15 protein-coding genes and 1 tRNA gene are annotated in these 16,737 nt (G+C 67.6%); 9 read left to right on the forward strand and 7 right to left on the reverse strand.

The annotated features are described in order from the left end of the window. Positions 1-169: 169 nt before the first annotated feature. The 3 genes from cysN to cysQ all read right to left on the reverse strand — a co-directional run bounded on the left by cysN (position 170) and on the right by cysQ (position 3,888). Positions 170-2,059 (reverse strand): sulfate adenylyltransferase subunit CysN, encoded by a 1,890-nt coding sequence (gene cysN, locus KHC24_RS13990; RefSeq protein ID WP_271180669.1) that lies wholly within the window; start codon positions 2,057-2,059, stop codon positions 170-172. 7 nt (positions 2,060-2,066) lie between these two features. Next, on the reverse strand, positions 2,067-2,960 hold the full coding sequence (gene cysD, locus KHC24_RS13995) for a sulfate adenylyltransferase subunit CysD (RefSeq protein WP_213363955.1): 894 nt from the start codon (positions 2,958-2,960) through the stop codon (positions 2,067-2,069). 79 nt (positions 2,961-3,039) lie between these two features. After that, positions 3,040-3,888, reverse strand: coding sequence for a 3'(2'),5'-bisphosphate nucleotidase CysQ (gene cysQ, locus KHC24_RS14000; RefSeq protein WP_213363931.1), 849 nt, complete (start codon positions 3,886-3,888; stop codon positions 3,040-3,042). A gap of 197 nt (positions 3,889-4,085) precedes the next feature. Between cysQ and KHC24_RS14005 the strand changes: the two genes are divergently transcribed. Together KHC24_RS14005 and KHC24_RS14010 are read left to right on the forward strand one after the other, a co-directional pair. Next, positions 4,086-5,609 carry a malonate--CoA ligase gene (locus KHC24_RS14005; protein WP_213363932.1) on the forward strand — a complete coding sequence of 508 codons (1,524 nt, stop codon included), beginning with the start codon at positions 4,086-4,088 and terminating at the stop codon, positions 5,607-5,609. Between the two features lie 10 nt (positions 5,610-5,619). Continuing rightward, positions 5,620-6,276, forward strand: a complete 657-nt coding sequence (locus tag KHC24_RS14010; protein ID WP_246546946.1) for a YciE/YciF ferroxidase family protein — start codon at positions 5,620-5,622, stop codon at positions 6,274-6,276. Between the two features lie 114 nt (positions 6,277-6,390). On the opposite strand, the gene KHC24_RS14015 is transcribed toward KHC24_RS14010, so the two are convergent. Continuing rightward, a complete protein-coding gene (locus KHC24_RS14015) occupies positions 6,391-7,815 on the reverse strand; it encodes an aldehyde dehydrogenase family protein (RefSeq protein ID WP_213363933.1) in 1,425 nt (474 codons plus the stop codon). Positions 7,816-8,125: 310 nt separating this feature from the next. After that, positions 8,126-8,920 carry a Hint domain-containing protein gene (locus KHC24_RS14020; protein ID WP_246546948.1) on the reverse strand — a complete coding sequence of 265 codons (795 nt, stop codon included), beginning with the start codon at positions 8,918-8,920 and terminating at the stop codon, positions 8,126-8,128. Between the two features lie 495 nt (positions 8,921-9,415). Here KHC24_RS14020 and KHC24_RS14025 point away from each other — a divergent pair, with 495 nt between their 5' ends. The 6 genes from KHC24_RS14025 to KHC24_RS14050 all read left to right on the forward strand — a co-directional run bounded on the left by KHC24_RS14025 (position 9,416) and on the right by KHC24_RS14050 (position 14,843). Further along, complete coding sequence (locus KHC24_RS14025) at positions 9,416-10,393, forward strand: ABC transporter substrate-binding protein (RefSeq protein WP_213363934.1); 978 nt, start codon at positions 9,416-9,418, stop codon at positions 10,391-10,393. A 60-nt stretch (positions 10,394-10,453) separates the two neighbouring features. Further along, positions 10,454-11,254: an ABC transporter ATP-binding protein gene (locus tag KHC24_RS14030; RefSeq protein ID WP_213363935.1), complete on the forward strand. Its 801-nt coding sequence runs from the start codon at positions 10,454-10,456 to the stop codon at positions 11,252-11,254. A 101-nt stretch (positions 11,255-11,355) separates the two neighbouring features. Beyond that, positions 11,356-12,132, forward strand: a complete 777-nt coding sequence (locus KHC24_RS14035) for an ABC transporter permease (RefSeq protein WP_213363936.1) — start codon at positions 11,356-11,358, stop codon at positions 12,130-12,132. 211 nt (positions 12,133-12,343) lie between these two features. Further along, positions 12,344-12,865 (forward strand): hypothetical protein, encoded by a 522-nt coding sequence (locus KHC24_RS14040; RefSeq protein WP_246546950.1) that lies wholly within the window; start codon positions 12,344-12,346, stop codon positions 12,863-12,865. A 1-nt stretch (position 12,866) separates the two neighbouring features. Continuing rightward, positions 12,867-13,541, forward strand: coding sequence for an ABC transporter ATP-binding protein (locus KHC24_RS14045; RefSeq protein ID WP_213363937.1), 675 nt, complete (start codon positions 12,867-12,869; stop codon positions 13,539-13,541). A gap of 3 nt (positions 13,542-13,544) precedes the next feature. Continuing rightward, positions 13,545-14,843 (forward strand): FtsX-like permease family protein, encoded by a 1,299-nt coding sequence (locus KHC24_RS14050; protein WP_213363938.1) that lies wholly within the window; start codon positions 13,545-13,547, stop codon positions 14,841-14,843. A 146-nt stretch (positions 14,844-14,989) separates the two neighbouring features. Here KHC24_RS14050 and KHC24_RS14055 read toward each other — a convergent pair. After that, a tRNA-Arg gene (locus KHC24_RS14055) sits at positions 14,990-15,066 on the reverse strand. A 230-nt stretch (positions 15,067-15,296) separates the two neighbouring features. On the opposite strand from KHC24_RS14055, the gene KHC24_RS14060 reads away from it, so the two are divergent. Continuing rightward, positions 15,297-15,626 (forward strand): hypothetical protein, encoded by a 330-nt coding sequence (locus tag KHC24_RS14060; protein WP_246546953.1) that lies wholly within the window; start codon positions 15,297-15,299, stop codon positions 15,624-15,626. 237 nt (positions 15,627-15,863) lie between these two features. Here the strand turns inward: KHC24_RS14060 and KHC24_RS14065 are convergent, their stop codons facing one another. After that, positions 15,864-16,415, reverse strand: a complete 552-nt coding sequence (locus KHC24_RS14065; protein WP_213363939.1) for a gamma-glutamylcyclotransferase — start codon at positions 16,413-16,415, stop codon at positions 15,864-15,866. Between the last annotated feature and the right edge of the window lie 322 nt (positions 16,416-16,737).

The following is a 16,737-nucleotide window of genomic DNA, read 5'->3' on the forward strand; positions in this document are numbered from 1 at the left end:
CCGCGTCAGCGGCGCGCCCCGTCGATGAACGGGGTTATAGGGGGGGGCGTTCTGGGTGTCAACAACGATTTGGCGAGACCTTCGAAAAATCGACATCGATGCGTCGCCGAACCGTCACGAGAGCCGTCCGAATGCCTTGTGACGCAAGGCTTCTGGACGGCTCAAAATTTCACGCCAGATAGCCTAGGCGCTGTAGATAGGCGACGATCTCGTCTGCCAGCACCTCGGGAGCGCGCTCTCCGGCCGCCAGGTGGATCTCCGGGCTCGCCGGTACCTCGTAAGGGCTGTCGATGCCGGTGAAGTTCTTGATCTCGCCACGCCGGGCGCGGGCATAGAGTCCCTTTGGGTCGCGCCGTTCCGCCACGTCGAGCGGCGTATCGACGAAAATCTCCACGAACTCGTCCGGTTCGAGAATCTCACGTGCCATCTGTCGCTCCGCGCGGAACGGCGAGATGAACGAGGTCAGCACGATGAGGCCGGCATCGACGAACAGCTTCGCGGTCTCGCCCACCCGGCGGATGTTCTCCACCCGGTCGGCCGCGGTGAAGCCGAGATCCTTGTTCAACCCATGGCGGACGTTGTCGCCGTCGAGCAGGTAAGTGTGCCGGCCGAGCGCGTTGAGTTTCTTTTCGACGAGGTTGGCCACCATCGACTTACCGGAGCCCGACAGGCCGGTGAACCACAGCACCACCGGCTTTTGCAGCTTCATCGCCGCACGAGAAGCCTTGTCGACCTCCAGCGCCTGCCAATGCACGTTGGTCGCCCGCCTGAGGCCGAAATCGATCATCCCGGCGCCGACGGTGAGATTGCTCATCCGGTCGATGATGATGAAGGCGCCGGTCTGCGGCACGTCGGCGAATGGATCGAAGGCGATCGGCTGCTGGGTGGCGAGATTGACCACCCCGACCTCGTTGAGCGCCAACTGCTTGGCGGCCAGCTTCTGGAAGCTGTTCACATCGACCTTGTGCTTGATCTCGGTGACGCTGGCGCTCACCGTGCGGGTGCCGATCTTGATAAGATAGGGCCGGCCCGGCAGCAGCGCGTCGTCATGCATCCAGATGAGATGCGCCGCGAACTGGTCGGACACTTCAGGCCGCGCGGCAGCGGCGGCGATGATATCACCGCGGGAGATGTCGACCTCGTCCTCCAGCGTCAGGGTCACCGCTTCGCCGGCTTCCGCCCGCGGCTGCACCCCGTCCTTGGTGACGATCGCCTTCACCTTGCTGGTACGCCCCGAGCCTGCCACCACGATGGCGTCGCCCGGCCGCACCGAGCCGCTCGCCACCGTGCCGGAAAAGCCGCGGAAATCGAGATTGGGCCGATTCACCCATTGCACCGGCATGCGGAACGGCCGCACCAGCGCATCGTCGGCCACCGGCACGCTCTCCAGATGCTCGACCAGCGTCGGGCCGTCATACCAGGGCGTGCGCGGGCTTCTCTCCAGCATATTGTCGCCGTAGCGGGCCGAGAGCGGCACCGCGATCAGGCTTTCAAAGCCAAATCCGGCTGAAAATTCGCGATAGGCCGCGACGATGTCGTCGAAGACCTTCTGCGAAAAGTCGACCAGGTCGATCTTGTTCACCGCCAGCACGACATGGCGGATACCCAGCAGCGAGACGATGAAGGAATGCCGACGCGTCTGGGTGAGGATGCCCTGCCGGGCATCGACCAGGATCACCGCGAGATCGGAGTTCGAAGCACCCGTCGCCATGTTGCGGGTATATTGCTCGTGGCCGGGCGTATCGGCGACGATGAACTTGCGCTTGTCGGTGGCGAAAAAGCGATAGGCCACGTCGATGGTGATGCCCTGCTCGCGCTCGGCGGCAAGACCATCCACCAACAATGCAAAATCGAGATCGTCGCCGGCGGTGCCATGCTTGCGCGAGTCGTTCGACAATGCAGCAAGCTGGTCCTCGAACAGCAGCTTGGTGTCGTAGAGCAGGCGTCCGATCAGCGTCGACTTGCCATCATCGACGCTGCCGCAAGTGAGGAAGCGCAGCAGGCTCTTATTCTCTTGGGCGGAGAGATAATCGGCGACGACGGTCGCTTCGGCGGGCATGCTCATCTCAGAAATACCCTTCACGCTTCTTCTTTTCCATCGAGGCCGCATCGTCGTGATCGATGAGTCGTCCCGCCCGCTCCGAGGTGCGGGCGATCAGCATCTCGCGCACGATGTCCTCGAGCGATGTCGCCTCGCTATCGATAGCGGCGGTTAGCGGGTAGCAGCCGAGCGTGCGGAACCGCACCATCCGCTGCTCGGGAGTCTCGCCCGGCTTCAGCGGCATGCGCGTATCATCGACCATGATCATCTGCCCGTCGCGCCACACCACCGGCCGGCGGGCGGCGAAATACAGCGGCACGATCGGGATGCGTTCGGCAAGGATGTATTGCCAGATGTCGAGTTCCGTCCAGTTGGACAGCGGGAAGACGCGGATCGATTCACCCGGCCGTACCTTGGTATTGTAGAGGTTCCATAGCTCGGGACGCTGGCTCTTCGGGTCCCAGGCATGGGTTTCGGTGCGGAAGGAGAAGATGCGCTCCTTGGCGCGGCTCTTCTCCTCGTCGCGCCGGGCACCGCCGAAAGCCGCGTCGAAGCCGTAATGGGTCAGCGCTTCCTTCAGCGCCTCGGTCTTCATCACATCGGTGTAGAGCGAGGAGCCGTGATCGAAGGGATTTATGCCCTGCGCGATGCCGGCTTGATTGGTATGGACGATGAGATCGAAGCCCAGTTCCCTCGCCATCCGGTCACGGAAGGCGATCATCTCGCGGAACTTCCACGTCGTGTCGATGTGCATCAGCGGAAAGGGCGGCCGGGAGGGATAGAACGCCTTCACCGCCAGATGCAGCATCACCGCCGAATCCTTGCCGATGGAATAGAGCATCACCGGCTTTTTGAACTCGGCCGCCACTTCGCGGATGATATGGATCGACTCGGCCTCAAGCCGCCGCAAATGGGTCATGCGATCTGACGACACGGCACAGTCCTTTCAACATACGCGCCCAAAGCTCTATGGGAGAGCCGGTCGGGCAGCGCCTCATTCATGATGCGGTCGCATCCGGCAACCGAGCGACGCCCGCCGCGAGCGCCGGATCGCCGAAAGCGACGAAATACGGATTGGCGAAATCTGAATCGTTCGCCTGATGGCGCTTGCCGTAGCGCAGCGGCGTGCCGTCAAGCGTCACCACTGCCCCGCCGGCCGCCCGCAGCACCGCGTCGCCTGCCGCAGTGTCCCATTCCATGGTGCGGCCGTGGCGCGGGTAGAGATCCGCCACCCCTTCGGCAAGCAGGCAGAACTTCAGCGACGACCCCGCCGAGACGAAGGAATGCCCGGAAAAACGCTTCAGCCATTCCGCCGTTTCCGGCGAACCGTGCGACCGGCTGCCCACCACCTGCAGGCAAGATGCGGCGGAGCGAACCGCAATAGCGGCCTCGCCGACCAGGGCGCCATCCTGCACCTTCGCCTTGAAGGCATGGCCCGGCCGACCGGCATAGAGCAGGCCGAGCGCGGGGGCGTGGACGACGCCGACGGTCGGAATGCCATTCTCGATCAGCGCAATATTGACGGTGAATTCGCCATTGCGGGCGAGAAACTCGCGGGTCCCATCGAGCGGATCGACCAGGAAGAAGCGCTCGCCGATCTCCGGCATGCGCCCGGCAGCACACTCCTCCTCGGCGATAACGGGTATCTCTGGAGCTATGTCCCGCAGGCCCGCCAGTATCACCGTCTCCGCCCGCTCGTCCGCCTCGGTCACCGGCGAATTGTCCGCCTTATTGGAAACGGCGAATTCCGTCGCATAGACGTCGAGAACGACCCGGCCCGCCCGCAGCGCCAGCTGCGCGAGACGAGAAAGAAATTCTTCGTTCCGAGAATAAACCGCTTCTTTCATGTTTTAGCTCTATATCTTACACAGGCTATCAATGGAATATTTTTAATCACATTTAATTTTCGTTATTTTAGCTCGACAGCCTTTCGGAATGAGCGGCCCCCGGCCCGCTTCTCGCTGCTCCCGGCGAGATATGATAGGCAGCCCCCCAATCGCAAAAACCTGTTTTTCCGCCAGCAAAAGCAAGAAAGGACAAGGCCGTGAGCAGCAATGCCAATCTCTATGCGGCAATTGAGGCGAGTGCCCGGCGGGCCGGCGACGCGGTCGCCTTCTCGCTGGATGGCTCGACGCTCAGCTATGCCGGGCTGCTCACCCTGGTCGGCCGCTATGCCAATGCCTTGACCCAGCTTGGCGTCGGACGCGGGGAGCGCGTCACCGTGCAGGTGGAAAAATCGCTCGGCAACGTCGCGCTCTATCTGGCGACGCTGAAGATCGGCGCGGCGTACCAGCCGCTCAATACCGCCTACACCGCTGCCGAACTCGACTATTTCCTCGGTGACGCCGAGCCGGCGCTGCTGGTCGCCGATCCGCGCCGGGTCGAGACGCTGCGCCCGATCGCCGCCGCCCGCGGGGTACGCCACGTCGAGACGCTGGATGCCGCCGGCGAAGGCTCGCTCGCCTACCTCGCGGCCACGCTGCCGGGCGCGGCGCCGACCGCCATTTGCGAACCCGACGATCTCGCGGCGCTGCTCTATACCTCCGGTACCACCGGCCGCTCCAAAGGCGCGATGATCACGCATCGCAACCTGTCTTCCAATGCCAAAGCATTGCTGGATATCTGGGCCTTCCAGCCCGGCGACGTGCTGCTGCACGCCCTGCCGATCTTCCATGTACACGGCCTGTTCGTGGCACTGAACACCGCGCTGCTGAACGGCTCGGAGATTATCTGGCTACCGAAGTTCGACGCCGACACGGTCATGGCCCACCTCCCCCGCGCAACGGTGATGATGGGCGTGCCGACCTTCTACAGCCGCCTGCTCGCCCATCCCGGCTTCACCCGCGAGCTCTGCGCCGGCATGCGGCTGTTCATCGCCGGCTCGGCGCCGCTGCTCGCCGAAACCCATCGCCAGTTCCAGGCCGCCACCGGCCACGCCATCCTCGAGCGCTACGGCATGACCGAGTGCGGCATGATCACCTCCAACCCCTATGTCGGCACGCGACTGCCCGGTTCGGTCGGCTATCCGCTGCCAGATGTGTCGGTGCGCATCGTCGGCGAGGACGGTGCGGAGCTGCCCCGCGGCGAGGTCGGCATGCTGGAAACCAACGGCCCCAACCGTTTCCTAGGCTATTGGCGCATGCCGGAGAAGACCGCGGCCGAGATCCGGCCCGACGGCTTCTTCACTACCGGCGATCTCGCCAGCATGGCCCCCGACGATCGAGTTACCATCGTCGGGCGGGGCAAGGACCTCATCATCTCCGGTGGATTGAACATCTACCCGAAGGAAATCGAGATGGAGATCGACCAGTTCCCCGGCGTGGTGGAATCGGCGGTCATCGGCGTGCCGCACGCCGATTTCGGCGAGGCGGTGGTGGCTGTGGTGGTGGCGCGAGCCGCGGCGACGCTCGACGATCTGGCTCTTGGCGAGTGGCTGGCCGGCCGGCTGGCGCGCTTCAAGCTGCCCAAGCATATCGCGACCGTGGAAGAGTTGCCGCGCAATACCATGGGCAAGGTGCAGAAGGCCGAGTTGCGCGCGCGTTACAAGACACTGTTCCCCGGCGCCTGAGCGGCCTTCGTTGCGCGAGACGGTGGTGAAAGTCGAAGGTCGTGGAACCGCCGGGCCTTCCACGACGTTTTGGTTACAAATCACCAATCGCAACGGGCTGCCTTCAACGCCCGTCAGGGAGATGCATGCCATGGGCCTGTTGTCCCGGGATATCAAGTCGCTCGGCGATCTGCTGGTGCAGGGGCTCGGCGAAGCGCTTTATGCCGAGCGGCGTTGCGCTCGCATGATGCCGATGCTGATCGCCAAGGCATCCGACATCCAGCTGAAAAGCGAGCTGAATTCGGTACTTGTGGCGAACGCCGCATGCATCGGCCGGCTGGAGGCTGTGTTCCGCCTGCTCGACCGGATGCCGAAGGCGGCGGAATGCCCGGCTATCGACGGGCTGTTCATAGGCGCCGAGGAGATCAATGGCGAGATCGACGATCCGCATGTGCTCGATTCGGCGATTGCCGCGGCGCTGCTGGATGTCGGCACCTACAAGACCGCCCGCTATGCGACGCTGATCGGCTGGTTGCGGCAACTCGGGCGGCACGATGCGGCGGAATTGATCCAGCCCAACCAGGCCGGGTGCCGGCGCTTCGTCGAGGCGCTGCACATGCTGACGGAACGGCGGTTGAACCCGCGCGCCGGCGGGCGGCTGGAGCCGGCACCGCGCCTCGCCAGCTGAGGCCGGTGAGGTGTACGGTGCGGCCGATCCGAGGCCGATAGACCGATAGACCGATAGCGGCAGGCCCGGCCGCCGCACCAAGAGCGCGACGGCCGACGAGCGGCTATGGCGGCGTCAGCCCCAGCCGACCACGCCCTTGATCTCCAGGAAATCGTGGATCGCCCAGTCGGCATATTCGCGGCCGTTGCCGGACTGCTTGTAGCCGCCGAACGGCGCCATCGTGTCCCATTCCGGGTAGTTCAGATATACCGAGCCGGCGCGCATGCGCAGGGCCACCGCGCGGGCGTGCTCGATCTCCTGCGACTGGATGTAGGCGGCGAGGCCGTAGACGGTGTCGTTGGCGATCTCCACCGCCTGGTCCTCGCTGTCATAGGAGAGCACCGACAGCACCGGGCCGAAGATCTCCTCGCGGGCGACGGTCATGTCGTTGGTGACGTGGCCGAACACCGTGGGGCGGATGTAGTAGCCACGGTTCAGCCCCTCCGGCCGGCCGGGGCCGCCGGTGACCAGGGTGGCGCCGTCGGCAATGCCGGCCTCGATCAGGCGCTGGATCTTGTCGTACTGGATCTGGCTGACCACCGGGCCGAGATCGGTGCCCTCGGCGGCGGGGGCGCCGGTCACCAGCGCCTCGGCGGCCTCCTTCGCGATCGACAGCGCCTCGTCATGGCGCTCGGCCGGCACCAGCATGCGGGTCGGCGCATCGCAGGACTGGCCGGTATTGCCGAAGCAGGCGCGCACGCCCTGCGCCACCGCCTCCTTGAAGTCGGCATCCGGCAGGATGATGTTGGCCGACTTGCCGCCGAGTTCCTGCGCCACCCGCTTCACGGTGTCCGCCGCGGTCTTGGCGACGATGATGCCGGCGCGGGTCGAGCCGGTGAAGGACACCATGTCGACGCCCGGATGGCCGGCCATGATCTGCCCGACATCCGGCCCGGTGCCGTTGACGAGGTTGAACACGCCCTTGGGGGTGCCGGCAGCCTCCATCACCTCGGCGAAGACGATGCCGCTGATCGGGGCGATCTCGGAGGGCTTCAGTACAACCGTACAGCCGGCGGCAATGGCGGGCGCCACCTTGCAGGCGATCTGGTTGAGCGGCCAGTTCCACGGCGTGATCAGCGCGCAGACGCCGATCGGCTCCTTGATCACCATGGTGCTGCCGCGGTGCTCAGAGAATTCGTAGGTCTCGAAAGCCTTGATGGTGGCTTCGATATGCGCGCGGCCGGCCCAGGCCTGCGCGTCGCGGGCGAAGGAGAGCGGCGCGCCCATTTCCTGGCTGACGGCGCGGGCGATGTCTTCGAAACGCTCATTATAGGCGGCGAGGATGCGCTTGAGCAGCGCCAGGCGCTCTTCCTTCGGCACCAGCGAGAAGCTCGCGAAAGCGGCCTTCGCCGCGGCCACCGCCTTGTCCACATCGCCCGCCGAACCGATGGCGATCTGGGTATAGGCCTCCTCGGTCGCGGGATCGATGACGTCGAGCAGGCGCGGCTCGACCGGATCGACCCAGGCGCCGTCGATGTAGAATTTCTGGTGGTGGCTCATCTGCGCTCTCGTTTGAACGGATCGGCAAGAAAACAAGCGGCGGCGACAGGGAGTCTCCACGCCGGCCGCGCCGATTTATGCACGGCAGACGCCGGATGAACATGCCGCTCTGCCGAGAACCCGGCCATGTTACACCTTATGCCATATACCACGCAGTATATAAGGAACGCGCGCGCGAGGCCGCACGCCCGATGCTCGCGGCGGGCTCAAGCGGCCTCGTGCCCCTCGCGCACCGCGACGGCGAGGCCGAGCGCCTCGGCCCGCGCGGCCAGACGATGCCGGACAGACCGGGGTAGCTGGCGGGCCGACTTCACCCGCGGCAGGTCGAGCTCCGCAATCGGCGCTTCCGGCGCGTCCTGCCAATTGTCGAACCGGCGCCGGCTGACATTGTCGACGAAGGTCTCGGAAGGGATGCCCTCGGCGAGCACAGCGCGTGGTCGTCGAGCTCCACATGGTAATAGACGAAGTTGATCGGCAGAACGTCATGCCGCGCGATGCTGGTGCCGTTCACCAGTGCTCCCGCCTGAACCAGCACCCCATCGACCAGCAGCGCATGATCGGCCGAGACGAACAGATCGCGCCGCGGCAGGTTCTCGCCCAGCGCACCGGCGACGATGCGAATCGGCAGCACCCGCAGCGGATCGGCGAACAGACGGCTGACGGTCTGGCGCGCCAGCCAGCGTACCGGCCTCGCCGCGCCCTCGCTGGTGAGGACCAGGTCGCCGGCCTTCAGCGTCTCGATCGCCACCTCGCCTGTCGGCGTCGCGATCCGGGTGCCGGTGAGGAAGCAGACCACGAAGCTGTCGCCGTCGCGTTCCGCATAGGCGCCGGCAATCTGCGGGGTGTCGGTGAACCACAAACCGACGCCGCCCCCGAGGCCGGCGACGAGCCCGTCGCCGCTCGCCCAGTAGAAATAGGCGTTGCCCGATCCATAATCCGGAGCGGAATAGGCGAAGACCGGATTGAGGGGATCCAGGACCGGATCATCGACCGTGCCGATAAGCACATCGACCAGGGGATTGTCGGCCTGTCCGGGCTCGCTGCCGCCGATGACATAACCATCGGCATCCACGCGATAGGCGTAGCGAAATATCTTGATGTCCATGCACCGCCCCCACCGGCGTCTTCGGGCGATGCCGCGACGCCATGAGCGACCCGCTTTCCGCCAGCGGGCACCCAATCGAGGAAAGTAGTACCAAACCACCAGCAATCTGGAAATGGTCGCGACTCAGGTCGGCCGGCCCAGCCGGATCGCTCAAGCTTTGGGCAGCCGGCCGGCGACGCACCGGCACACCTGCCCTTGCGTCATAAGAAAAACGGTATCACCACAGGCTTGGCGGCGGATTTGCATGCCGATTGGCCTCCCTTGCCGCCGGATGCGGCCGCCGGCAAGGACTGCGTTCCGCCCATCGCCCGACCGGAGGTGCCCACCATGTATCGCGTCGTGTCTCGTGCCATTTCGCGCGCCATGCCCCGCCTGATCCGCCGTCTTCCGACCCGGTTCGCGACCCGGCCTGCGCCGGAGCACCAGCCGCAGCCGGCGGCCTCATCGATTCGTGTCGCCGGATGGCGCGCCGGGGCACTCGGCCTCGCGACGACGATGGCGCTGGGAGCCGCCGGCGGCGCGCAGGCGCAGACTCCGGTGAAATTCACCCTCGACTGGGTGTTCCAGGGCCCGACCTCGCCCTTCCTCGTCGCGCTCGACAAGGGCTACTACAAGGCCGAGGGGCTGGACGTGACCATGGACCCCGGCCAGGGCTCGGCCGGCGCGGTGCAGCGTGTGGCGTCGGGCGCCTACGACATCGGCTTCGCCGACGTGAACTCGCTGATCGAATACAACGCCAAGAACCCCGGCAAGGAAGTGCTGTGCGTGTTCATGGCCTATGACTTCCCGCCCTTCGGCGTCTACACGCTGAAGAAGACCGGCATCACCAAGCCGGCCGATCTCGCCGGCAAGAAGCTCGGCGCGCCGGTGTTCGACGCCTCGTTCCGGCTGTTCCCCGCCTTCGCCAAGAAGGTCGGCCTCGACCCCAAGAGCGTCGAGCACGTCAACCTCACCCCGCAGCTGCGCGAGCAATCGCTGGTGCAGGGCACGGTCGACTTCATCTCCGGGCACTATTTCTCCTCGGTGCTCGACCTCAAGGCGCGCGGGGTGAAGCAGGAGGACATCGTCGCCTTCACCTATAGCGACGCCGGCATGGACGTATACGGCAACGGCATCATCGTCTCCCCCGCCTTCGCCGATAAGCCGGAGGTGGTGAAGGGCTTCCTGCGCGCCACCGCCAAGGCCTGGAAGGAGGTCGCCGCCGACCCCGCCATCGGCATCGCCGCCGCCAAGGCGCGCGACCCGCTGATCGACGACAGACTGGAGCTGGAGCGGCTCAACATGTCGCTCGCCATGAACGTGCTCACCCCCTATGTGAAGGCCAACGGCATGGGCGATGTCGACCCGGCGCGCTTCGCCCGCTCGGTGACGGCGGTGGCCGACGCCTTCGGCCTGCCGACCGCGCCGGCGCCGGACAAGGTGTTCACCAATGCTTATCTGCCGCCGAAGGAACAGCGGATGGTGGCACCGTGAGGCGCCGCCCCGGCTCTTCGTGGCGGACCTCGACCCTTTCCTCGTGAGTTGCGTGCCGGCATGATCGCTTCCGCCTCTCCTCCCCTCGTCGAGCTGAACCAGGTCAGCCTTGCCTATGGCGAGGGGCGCGAGCGCACGCTGGCGCTGGCCGACGCCACCATGACGATCGCCAAGGGCGAGTTCGTCGCGGTGGTCGGCCCCTCCGGCTGCGGCAAGTCCACGCTGATGAAGCTGGTGACCGGCCTCATCCCGCCGAGCTCCGGCGAGGTGCGGGTGCGCGGCGAGCGCGTCACCCGGCCGATCAAGGGCGTGGGCATGGCGTTCCAGAACGCCACGCTGCTGCCCTGGCGGACGACGCGCGACAACGTCATGCTGCCGCTGGAAGTGGTCGAGCCGCATAAAAGGCGGCTGCGGGCGGAACGCGCCGCCTATTTCGACAAGGCCGAGAGGCTGCTCGCCTCGGTGGGGCTGGGCGAATTCGGCGACAAATATCCCTGGCAGCTCTCCGGCGGCATGCAGCAGCGCTCCAATGTCTGCCGGGCGCTGATCCACGAGCCGGAAATCCTCATGCTCGACGAGCCGTTCGGCGCGCTCGACGCCTTCACCCGCGAGGAGCTGTGGGGGATCATGCAGGCGCTGTGGCTGGAGCGGCGCTTCACCACCGTGCTGGTGACGCATGACCTGCGCGAGGCGGTCTATCTCGCCGACACCGTCTATGTGATGAGCCGGCGGCCGGGGCGGATGGTGAAGATCCGCAAGGTGGAGCTGCCGCGCCCGCGCACGCTGGAGACCACCTTCCAGGCCGAGTTCGTCGACATCGTGCACGAGCTGCGCGAGCGCATCCAGATGGAGCATGGGTAGCGCATGCGTGCTCTCCCAGGGACCGCGGACATGCGCGCCCCGTTCTTTCCGGCGCAACTCCGGACGCAAAACCGCTTCGCACTTTTCCTGGAGTTGCTTCGATGACCGCCCGTCAGGAACGCCTTGCCCGCCTCGCCATGCCCTGGCTGACGCTGGCGGTGCTGCTCGCCGCCTGGGAGCTCGCCTGCGTGCTGCTCGAGGTGCCGGAGATCGTGGCGCCGCGTCCCTCCCGCGTGTTCGAGGTGATCGTGCAGCGCTGGGACCTGCTGCTGCGGTTCTGCCTGGAGACGCTGTGGACGACGATGATCGGCTTCGTGCTCGCCATCGGCTTCGGGCTGCTACTCGGCCTCGCCATCGGCGCCTCGCCCTTCGTCTATTCCGGGCTCTACCCGCTGCTGATCGCCTTCAACGCCATTCCCAAGGTGGCGATCGTGCCGATCCTGATGATCTGGCTCGGCATCGGCGCGCTGCCGGCGATCATCACCGCCTTCGTCATCTCCTTCTTCCCCATCGTGGTGAACGTCGCCACCGGGCTCGCCACCATCGAGCCGGAGATGCGCGACCTGATGCGCTCGCTCGGCGCCAGCAATTACGAGATCCTGACCAAGGTCGGCATCCCCCGCGCCATGCCCTATCTGTTCGCCAGCCTGAAGGTGGCGGCGACGCTGGCCTTTGTCGGCTCGGTGCTGTCGGAAACCGTGGGCGGCAATCGCGGCATCGGCTTCCTGATGCTGTCGGCCTCGGCGCGCAACGACAGCGCCACCACCTTCGCCGGGCTGTTCGCCATCGCCATCATGGGCGTGGCTGTTTATGCCGCCTGCGCGCTGATGGAACGCCGCATGACCCGCTGGGCGTTCCGCGGCGAGCTGGTGCGCTAGCGGCCGGGCCGGAGCGGATTGCCGCCGGCTCGCCGCGCGGATCCGACCGCTGCCTGCGAAAGCCAGTCGGCGGACCGGCGGGCGGGCGCCTTCATCCAACTGACACATGCCGCCGCTAACCAGCCTTCGGGCGGCGCCCCTCTCCGGGGACCCCGCTCCGCGGCATCGGCGCGGCGACCGGCCGAAGCGGTGCAGCCGAAGGAGCGCAACCATGCCCATCCGCCGCCCGGGCCACCTCTTGCCGGCCCACCTCTTGCCGGCCCATCCCCAGCCAGCTCTTCGCCTGCCGGCCTCGCCGTCGCGGCGCCGGCTGCTGCTCGCCTCCGCCGCTCTCGGCCTGCTCGCCATCCGCCCGGCGCAGGCGGCGGACCGCCTCAGCTTCGAGGAGCTGTACGGTAGCCAGGGCGTGTTCGGGCTGACCTTCTCCGAGAAGACCAAGAGCCTCGCCGGCAGGAAGGTGGCAATGCGCGGCTTCATGGCGCCGCCGCTGCAGGCCGAGGCCGATTTCTTCGTGCTCACCGAGATCCCGATGGCGCTGTGCCCGTTCTGCTCTTCCGACGCCGACTGGCCGGACAACATCATCGTGGTGCGGCTCGACCGCGCCCAGACCTTCGAGCAGGCCAATGCGCTGATCGAGGTGACCGGCACGCTGGAGGTCGGCTCCTGGACCGATCCCGAGACCGGCTTCGTCAGCCTGCTGCGCATTGTCGGCGCCCGTTTCGGGCAGGCGTGACGTGCCGGCACTCACCGTGGAAGAGCTGGAGGTCCGGTTTCCCGGCCTTGAAACCCCTGCCCTCGCCATCCCCCGGCTCGGCATTGCCGCCGGCGCCCGCATCGGGCTGACCGGCCCTTCCGGCTCCGGCAAGACCACGCTGCTCAACCTGATCACCGGGCTGGAACGCGCCGGCACCGGCCGCATCCTGTGGGACGGCACCGACGTCGCCCGCCTGTCCGAGGGCAGGCGCGACCGCTGGCGCGCCGCCAATGTCGGACTTGTGATGCAGGATTTTCACCTGTTCGACGGGCTCTCCGCCCGCGACAACGTGCTGCTGCCGCTGCGGCTGGCGCGCTTCGCGCTACCCGCCGGCGCCGGCGAGGAGGCCGACCGGCTGCTCGCCCGCGTCGGCATCGAGCGGCGCGGCCAGAAGGTGGAGACGCTGTCGCGCGGCCAGAAGCAGCGGGTGGCGGTGGCGCGGGCGCTGATCGCCCGGCCGGGCATCCTCGTCGCCGACGAGCCGACCGCCAGCCTCGACGCCGAGGCCGGGGCGGTGGTGGCGGCGCTGCTGATCGAGCTGGCGGCGGAAGCCGGGGCGACGCTGATCGTCGCCAGCCACGACCCGCGCCTGCTGGAACGGCTCGACCGCGTAGTCAGGCTGGAAGCCGGCCGTGTCCGGCCGGCGGAGGGCTGAGCGATGTTCCGTCTCGTCGCCGCCGATCTGAGGCGCAACGCGCTCGGCGCGCTGGCCATCGTGCTGATCGTCGCCTTCGCCGCCGCGCTCGGCGTCGCGGTGACCTTGCAGGAGCGGGCGCTGCGGCTCGGCAGCGCAAGGGCGGCGGCGGCGTTCCCGGTGGTGGTGGGTGCCGCCGGCAGCGAGACGCAGCTGATGCTCTCGGCGGTGTTCCTGCAGCCGGCGCCACTCGGCCTGGTGCCGGGGAAAGTGCTTTCCTCGCTCGCCGCCGATCCGCGCGTCGCCTGGGCGGCGCCGGTCGGCTTCGGCGATTTCGTCGAGGACTATCCGATCGTCGGCACCACGCAGGCGCTGATCGACGGCCTTGGCGGCCTGCGCGGCGGCCAGGGCTTCACCCGGCTCGACCAGGCGGTGGTCGGCGCCGCCGTACAACTGCGGACCGGCGACCGTTTCCACCCGCTGCACGGCCAGGCCTCCAGCGGCGGCCACATGCATGGCGAGACCACCTATGAGGTGGTGGGCCGGCTCGCCCCGACCGGCACGCCCTGGGACCGGGCGGTGCTGGTGCCGATCGAGGCGGTGTGGCGCACCCACGGCATGGAGGCGCATGCCGGGGAAGAGCATGCGGGGGAGGAGCACGCAGATGACCCGCATGCGGGCGATGCGCATGTCGAGGAGACGCATACGGAGGCGGCCGTTGCCGGGGCCGGGCCGGCGGCCGACCCGCATGCCGGCGTCGATGCCGCGCGGGTGACCGCCGCCGGCGCTCCCGGCGTGCCGGCGATCGTGGTGAAGCCGCGCAGCATCGCCGACGCCTACAAGCTGCGGCAGGAATGGCGCACCGACACCACCCTGGCGCTGTTCCCCGCCGAGGTGCTGACCCGGCTCTATGCGACGCTGGGTGACGCCCGCCGCGTGCTCTCCGCCGTCGCCATGGGCGCGCAGGCGCTGGTGGCGGCGGCGATCCTGCTGGTGATCCTGCTGCATGTCGGCCAGCGCCGGCGCCAGATCGGCGCGCTGCGCGCCTTCGGTGCGCCGCGGCTGGCGGTGTTCGCGGTGGTGTGGATGGAGGGCTTCGCGCTGCTCGGCCTCGGCCTGCTCGCCGGGGTCGGCCTCGGCTACGGCGCGGCGCTGGCGATCGCCGCGCGGTTGCAGGCGCAGAGCGGCGTCGCCCTGCCGGTGCTGTTCACCGCCGACGACCTGACGCCGCTGCTGCTGCTGGCCGGCGCGACGGCGGTGCTGGCCACGATCCCCGCTTTGCTCGCCTATCGCCAGTCTCCCGCCGCGGCGCTGCGCGGCTGAGCCAGGGGTTGCGCAACCGCGCGTGATCGGTGGCGCAGGCGCCGATGGATGGGATGTATGTGGAACGCGGTTCCGCCAGGCAGGTCGCGCATCGATAGCCGGAGATGACGGCGAAGCCGCAATGCCAATGCGCGTGGCGACGGCGGTGGCCTCCCGGAAGGGAATCGAACCCCTGACCCCAGGTTTAGGAAACCTGTGCTCTATCCTGCTGAGCTACCGGGAGGCAGCCGGCGCGGGCACTGTGCGCCCTGCGCAAGCGTATGGTCCGAACCGTCCGCGGTTGCAAGGGGCCGGCACCAACTTGGCCGCCCGGACGGTTTCCCCCTCCCTCGCCGACTCCATGCACGTTGCCGGCGCCGATTCACGCACGCGTGACGGGAACCTTCAGCATTCATGCGGATTCTCATGAGGAACCGCATTGACCTTAACCGCAGATGTTCTAACTTTGTTCTCATGATGATCACGCTTCCTACCCTTAGCGGCGATTCGCTGCGCGACGACGGTCCGCTCACCGTCGCCGACAGCGTGCTCGCCCGACGCTTTCGGCTCTGGCGCGGCCCGGACGGGCGGCGGCAGGTCTTCTCCGTCTACAGCCTGGCGGACGCACCGGATTATCCCGATGCCATCGCGCTCGCCGTGCGCCGCGTCGGCGGCCGCTGCGTGGCGCTGTGGAGCGGCCCGGCCGGCACCAAGGCCCGCGTCGCCGCGCTGGCGGCCGGCGCGCAGGAGATTCACCTGCGCATCGTGCCCGAGACCGAAAGCGGCCCGCTGGCGCCGGAGTGAGCCCCTCCCCCGCGACTTCGCCGGCACAGGTGACGGCCTGGCGGTGACGCGGGAGACTTCGCTTCTGGCGCCGGGTGAGCCGGATGCCGTGGCGCGATGTGAGGCGGCCAAGGGCTGGAGGCCGGCATCGATCGCCACTGGCGGCGGCGGGCGCTTCGATGCCACGCCCCGGCCGGCTCGACCCGGCCCCGTTCGATGCGGTGTATTCGATGCGCCTGTGCAGCGAGCGAACCGCCTCTACAGCCGGGCGGCGATCCATTCCAGCTCGGCATCGACAATATTGAGATCGGCGAGGTGCCGGGCGGTGGCGCGGACATAGTCGACATTCGGCCCGCCAATGCCGTGGCCCTGCCGCACCAGATGCAGCCGCTGCTCCGGCCCCATCGCCCCGGCATATTGCGCATGGCCGCGATCCACCAGAAACGCCAGCGCCGGTACGCTGCGCCCGCTGCCATCGCGCAGCCACACCCGGCGGGTGGCCTCGCGATAGATGTTGGTCACCTGCTCGCGTTCGCGCAGATAGGCGATCGTCGCCTCCGCCCGCGCGGCGGCGACGCGGAAGGCGAGGCCGACGCAGCTGCCGCCGCGATCCAGCCCCAGCACCAGGCCGGGCCTCTCCGCCGTGCCGCGCCAGTGCACCGACAGCACGCAAAGCGAGCGATGCGCGCCGATCAGCCGGGCCGGCACGCTCTCCTCATGCGCGAAGCCGGGATTCCACATCAGCGAGCCATAGCCGAACACCCAGAGATCGGTCGCCGCATCGTGGGTGGCAGGGAGAGAAGAGGTCATGAACCGATCCAGGCGCCGGGCGCGCCGCGCAGGCGCCGCCGATTCGCCGATGCTGGCATTGGCGGCAGCGCGGAGGAAGGGGCTCGCGCGACAAGCGAGGGCGGCGGCGGTCGGATTTCCGCCAAACAGGCCGGCCAAGGCAGCTGCCGAGGGGGTGCCGCGAACAAGGCGCCGCCGGTTCCACAGACGACGAAACCAGTGCTCGACCGATGTTTGGCCGTGGTGCGCTTGAGTCCACCAGCAGGCTTGTTCCGGCGGATTATCGACGAGACCGGCGCCAGGCAGCGGCGGGTCTTGTCCCGGTTGCTTCCTCACTGGCATC

The sequence above is a fragment of the Ancylobacter defluvii genome, assembly GCF_018390605.1.
GTDB lineage: Bacteria > Pseudomonadota > Alphaproteobacteria > Rhizobiales > Xanthobacteraceae > Ancylobacter > Ancylobacter defluvii.

What these genes read in the sequence shown, in the direction of transcription:
- KHC24_RS14065 (WP_213363939.1), bottom strand. Translation starts at nt 16,415, where the DNA reads ATGACCTCTTCTCTCCCTGCCACCCACGATGCGGCGACCGATCTCTGG.
- KHC24_RS14060 (WP_246546953.1), top strand. Translation starts at nt 15,297, where the DNA reads ATGATGATCACGCTTCCTACCCTTAGCGGCGATTCGCTGCGCGACGAC.
- KHC24_RS14015 (WP_213363933.1), bottom strand. Translation starts at nt 7,815, where the DNA reads ATGAGCCACCACCAGAAATTCTACATCGACGGCGCCTGGGTCGATCCG.
- cysN (WP_271180669.1), bottom strand. Translation starts at nt 2,059, where the DNA reads ATGCCCGCCGAAGCGACCGTCGTCGCCGATTATCTCTCCGCCCAAGAG.
- KHC24_RS14025 (WP_213363934.1), top strand. Translation starts at nt 9,416, where the DNA reads ATGGCGCTGGGAGCCGCCGGCGGCGCGCAGGCGCAGACTCCGGTGAAA.
- KHC24_RS14040 (WP_246546950.1), top strand. Translation starts at nt 12,344, where the DNA reads ATGCCCATCCGCCGCCCGGGCCACCTCTTGCCGGCCCACCTCTTGCCG.
- cysD (WP_213363955.1), bottom strand. Translation starts at nt 2,960, where the DNA reads ATGACCCATTTGCGGCGGCTTGAGGCCGAGTCGATCCATATCATCCGC.
- cysQ (WP_213363931.1), bottom strand. Translation starts at nt 3,888, where the DNA reads ATGAAAGAAGCGGTTTATTCTCGGAACGAAGAATTTCTTTCTCGTCTC.
- KHC24_RS14035 (WP_213363936.1), top strand. Translation starts at nt 11,356, where the DNA reads ATGACCGCCCGTCAGGAACGCCTTGCCCGCCTCGCCATGCCCTGGCTG.
- KHC24_RS14020 (WP_246546948.1), bottom strand. Translation starts at nt 8,920, where the DNA reads ATGGACATCAAGATATTTCGCTACGCCTATCGCGTGGATGCCGATGGT.
- KHC24_RS14030 (WP_213363935.1), top strand. Translation starts at nt 10,454, where the DNA reads ATGATCGCTTCCGCCTCTCCTCCCCTCGTCGAGCTGAACCAGGTCAGC.
- KHC24_RS14050 (WP_213363938.1), top strand. Translation starts at nt 13,545, where the DNA reads ATGTTCCGTCTCGTCGCCGCCGATCTGAGGCGCAACGCGCTCGGCGCG.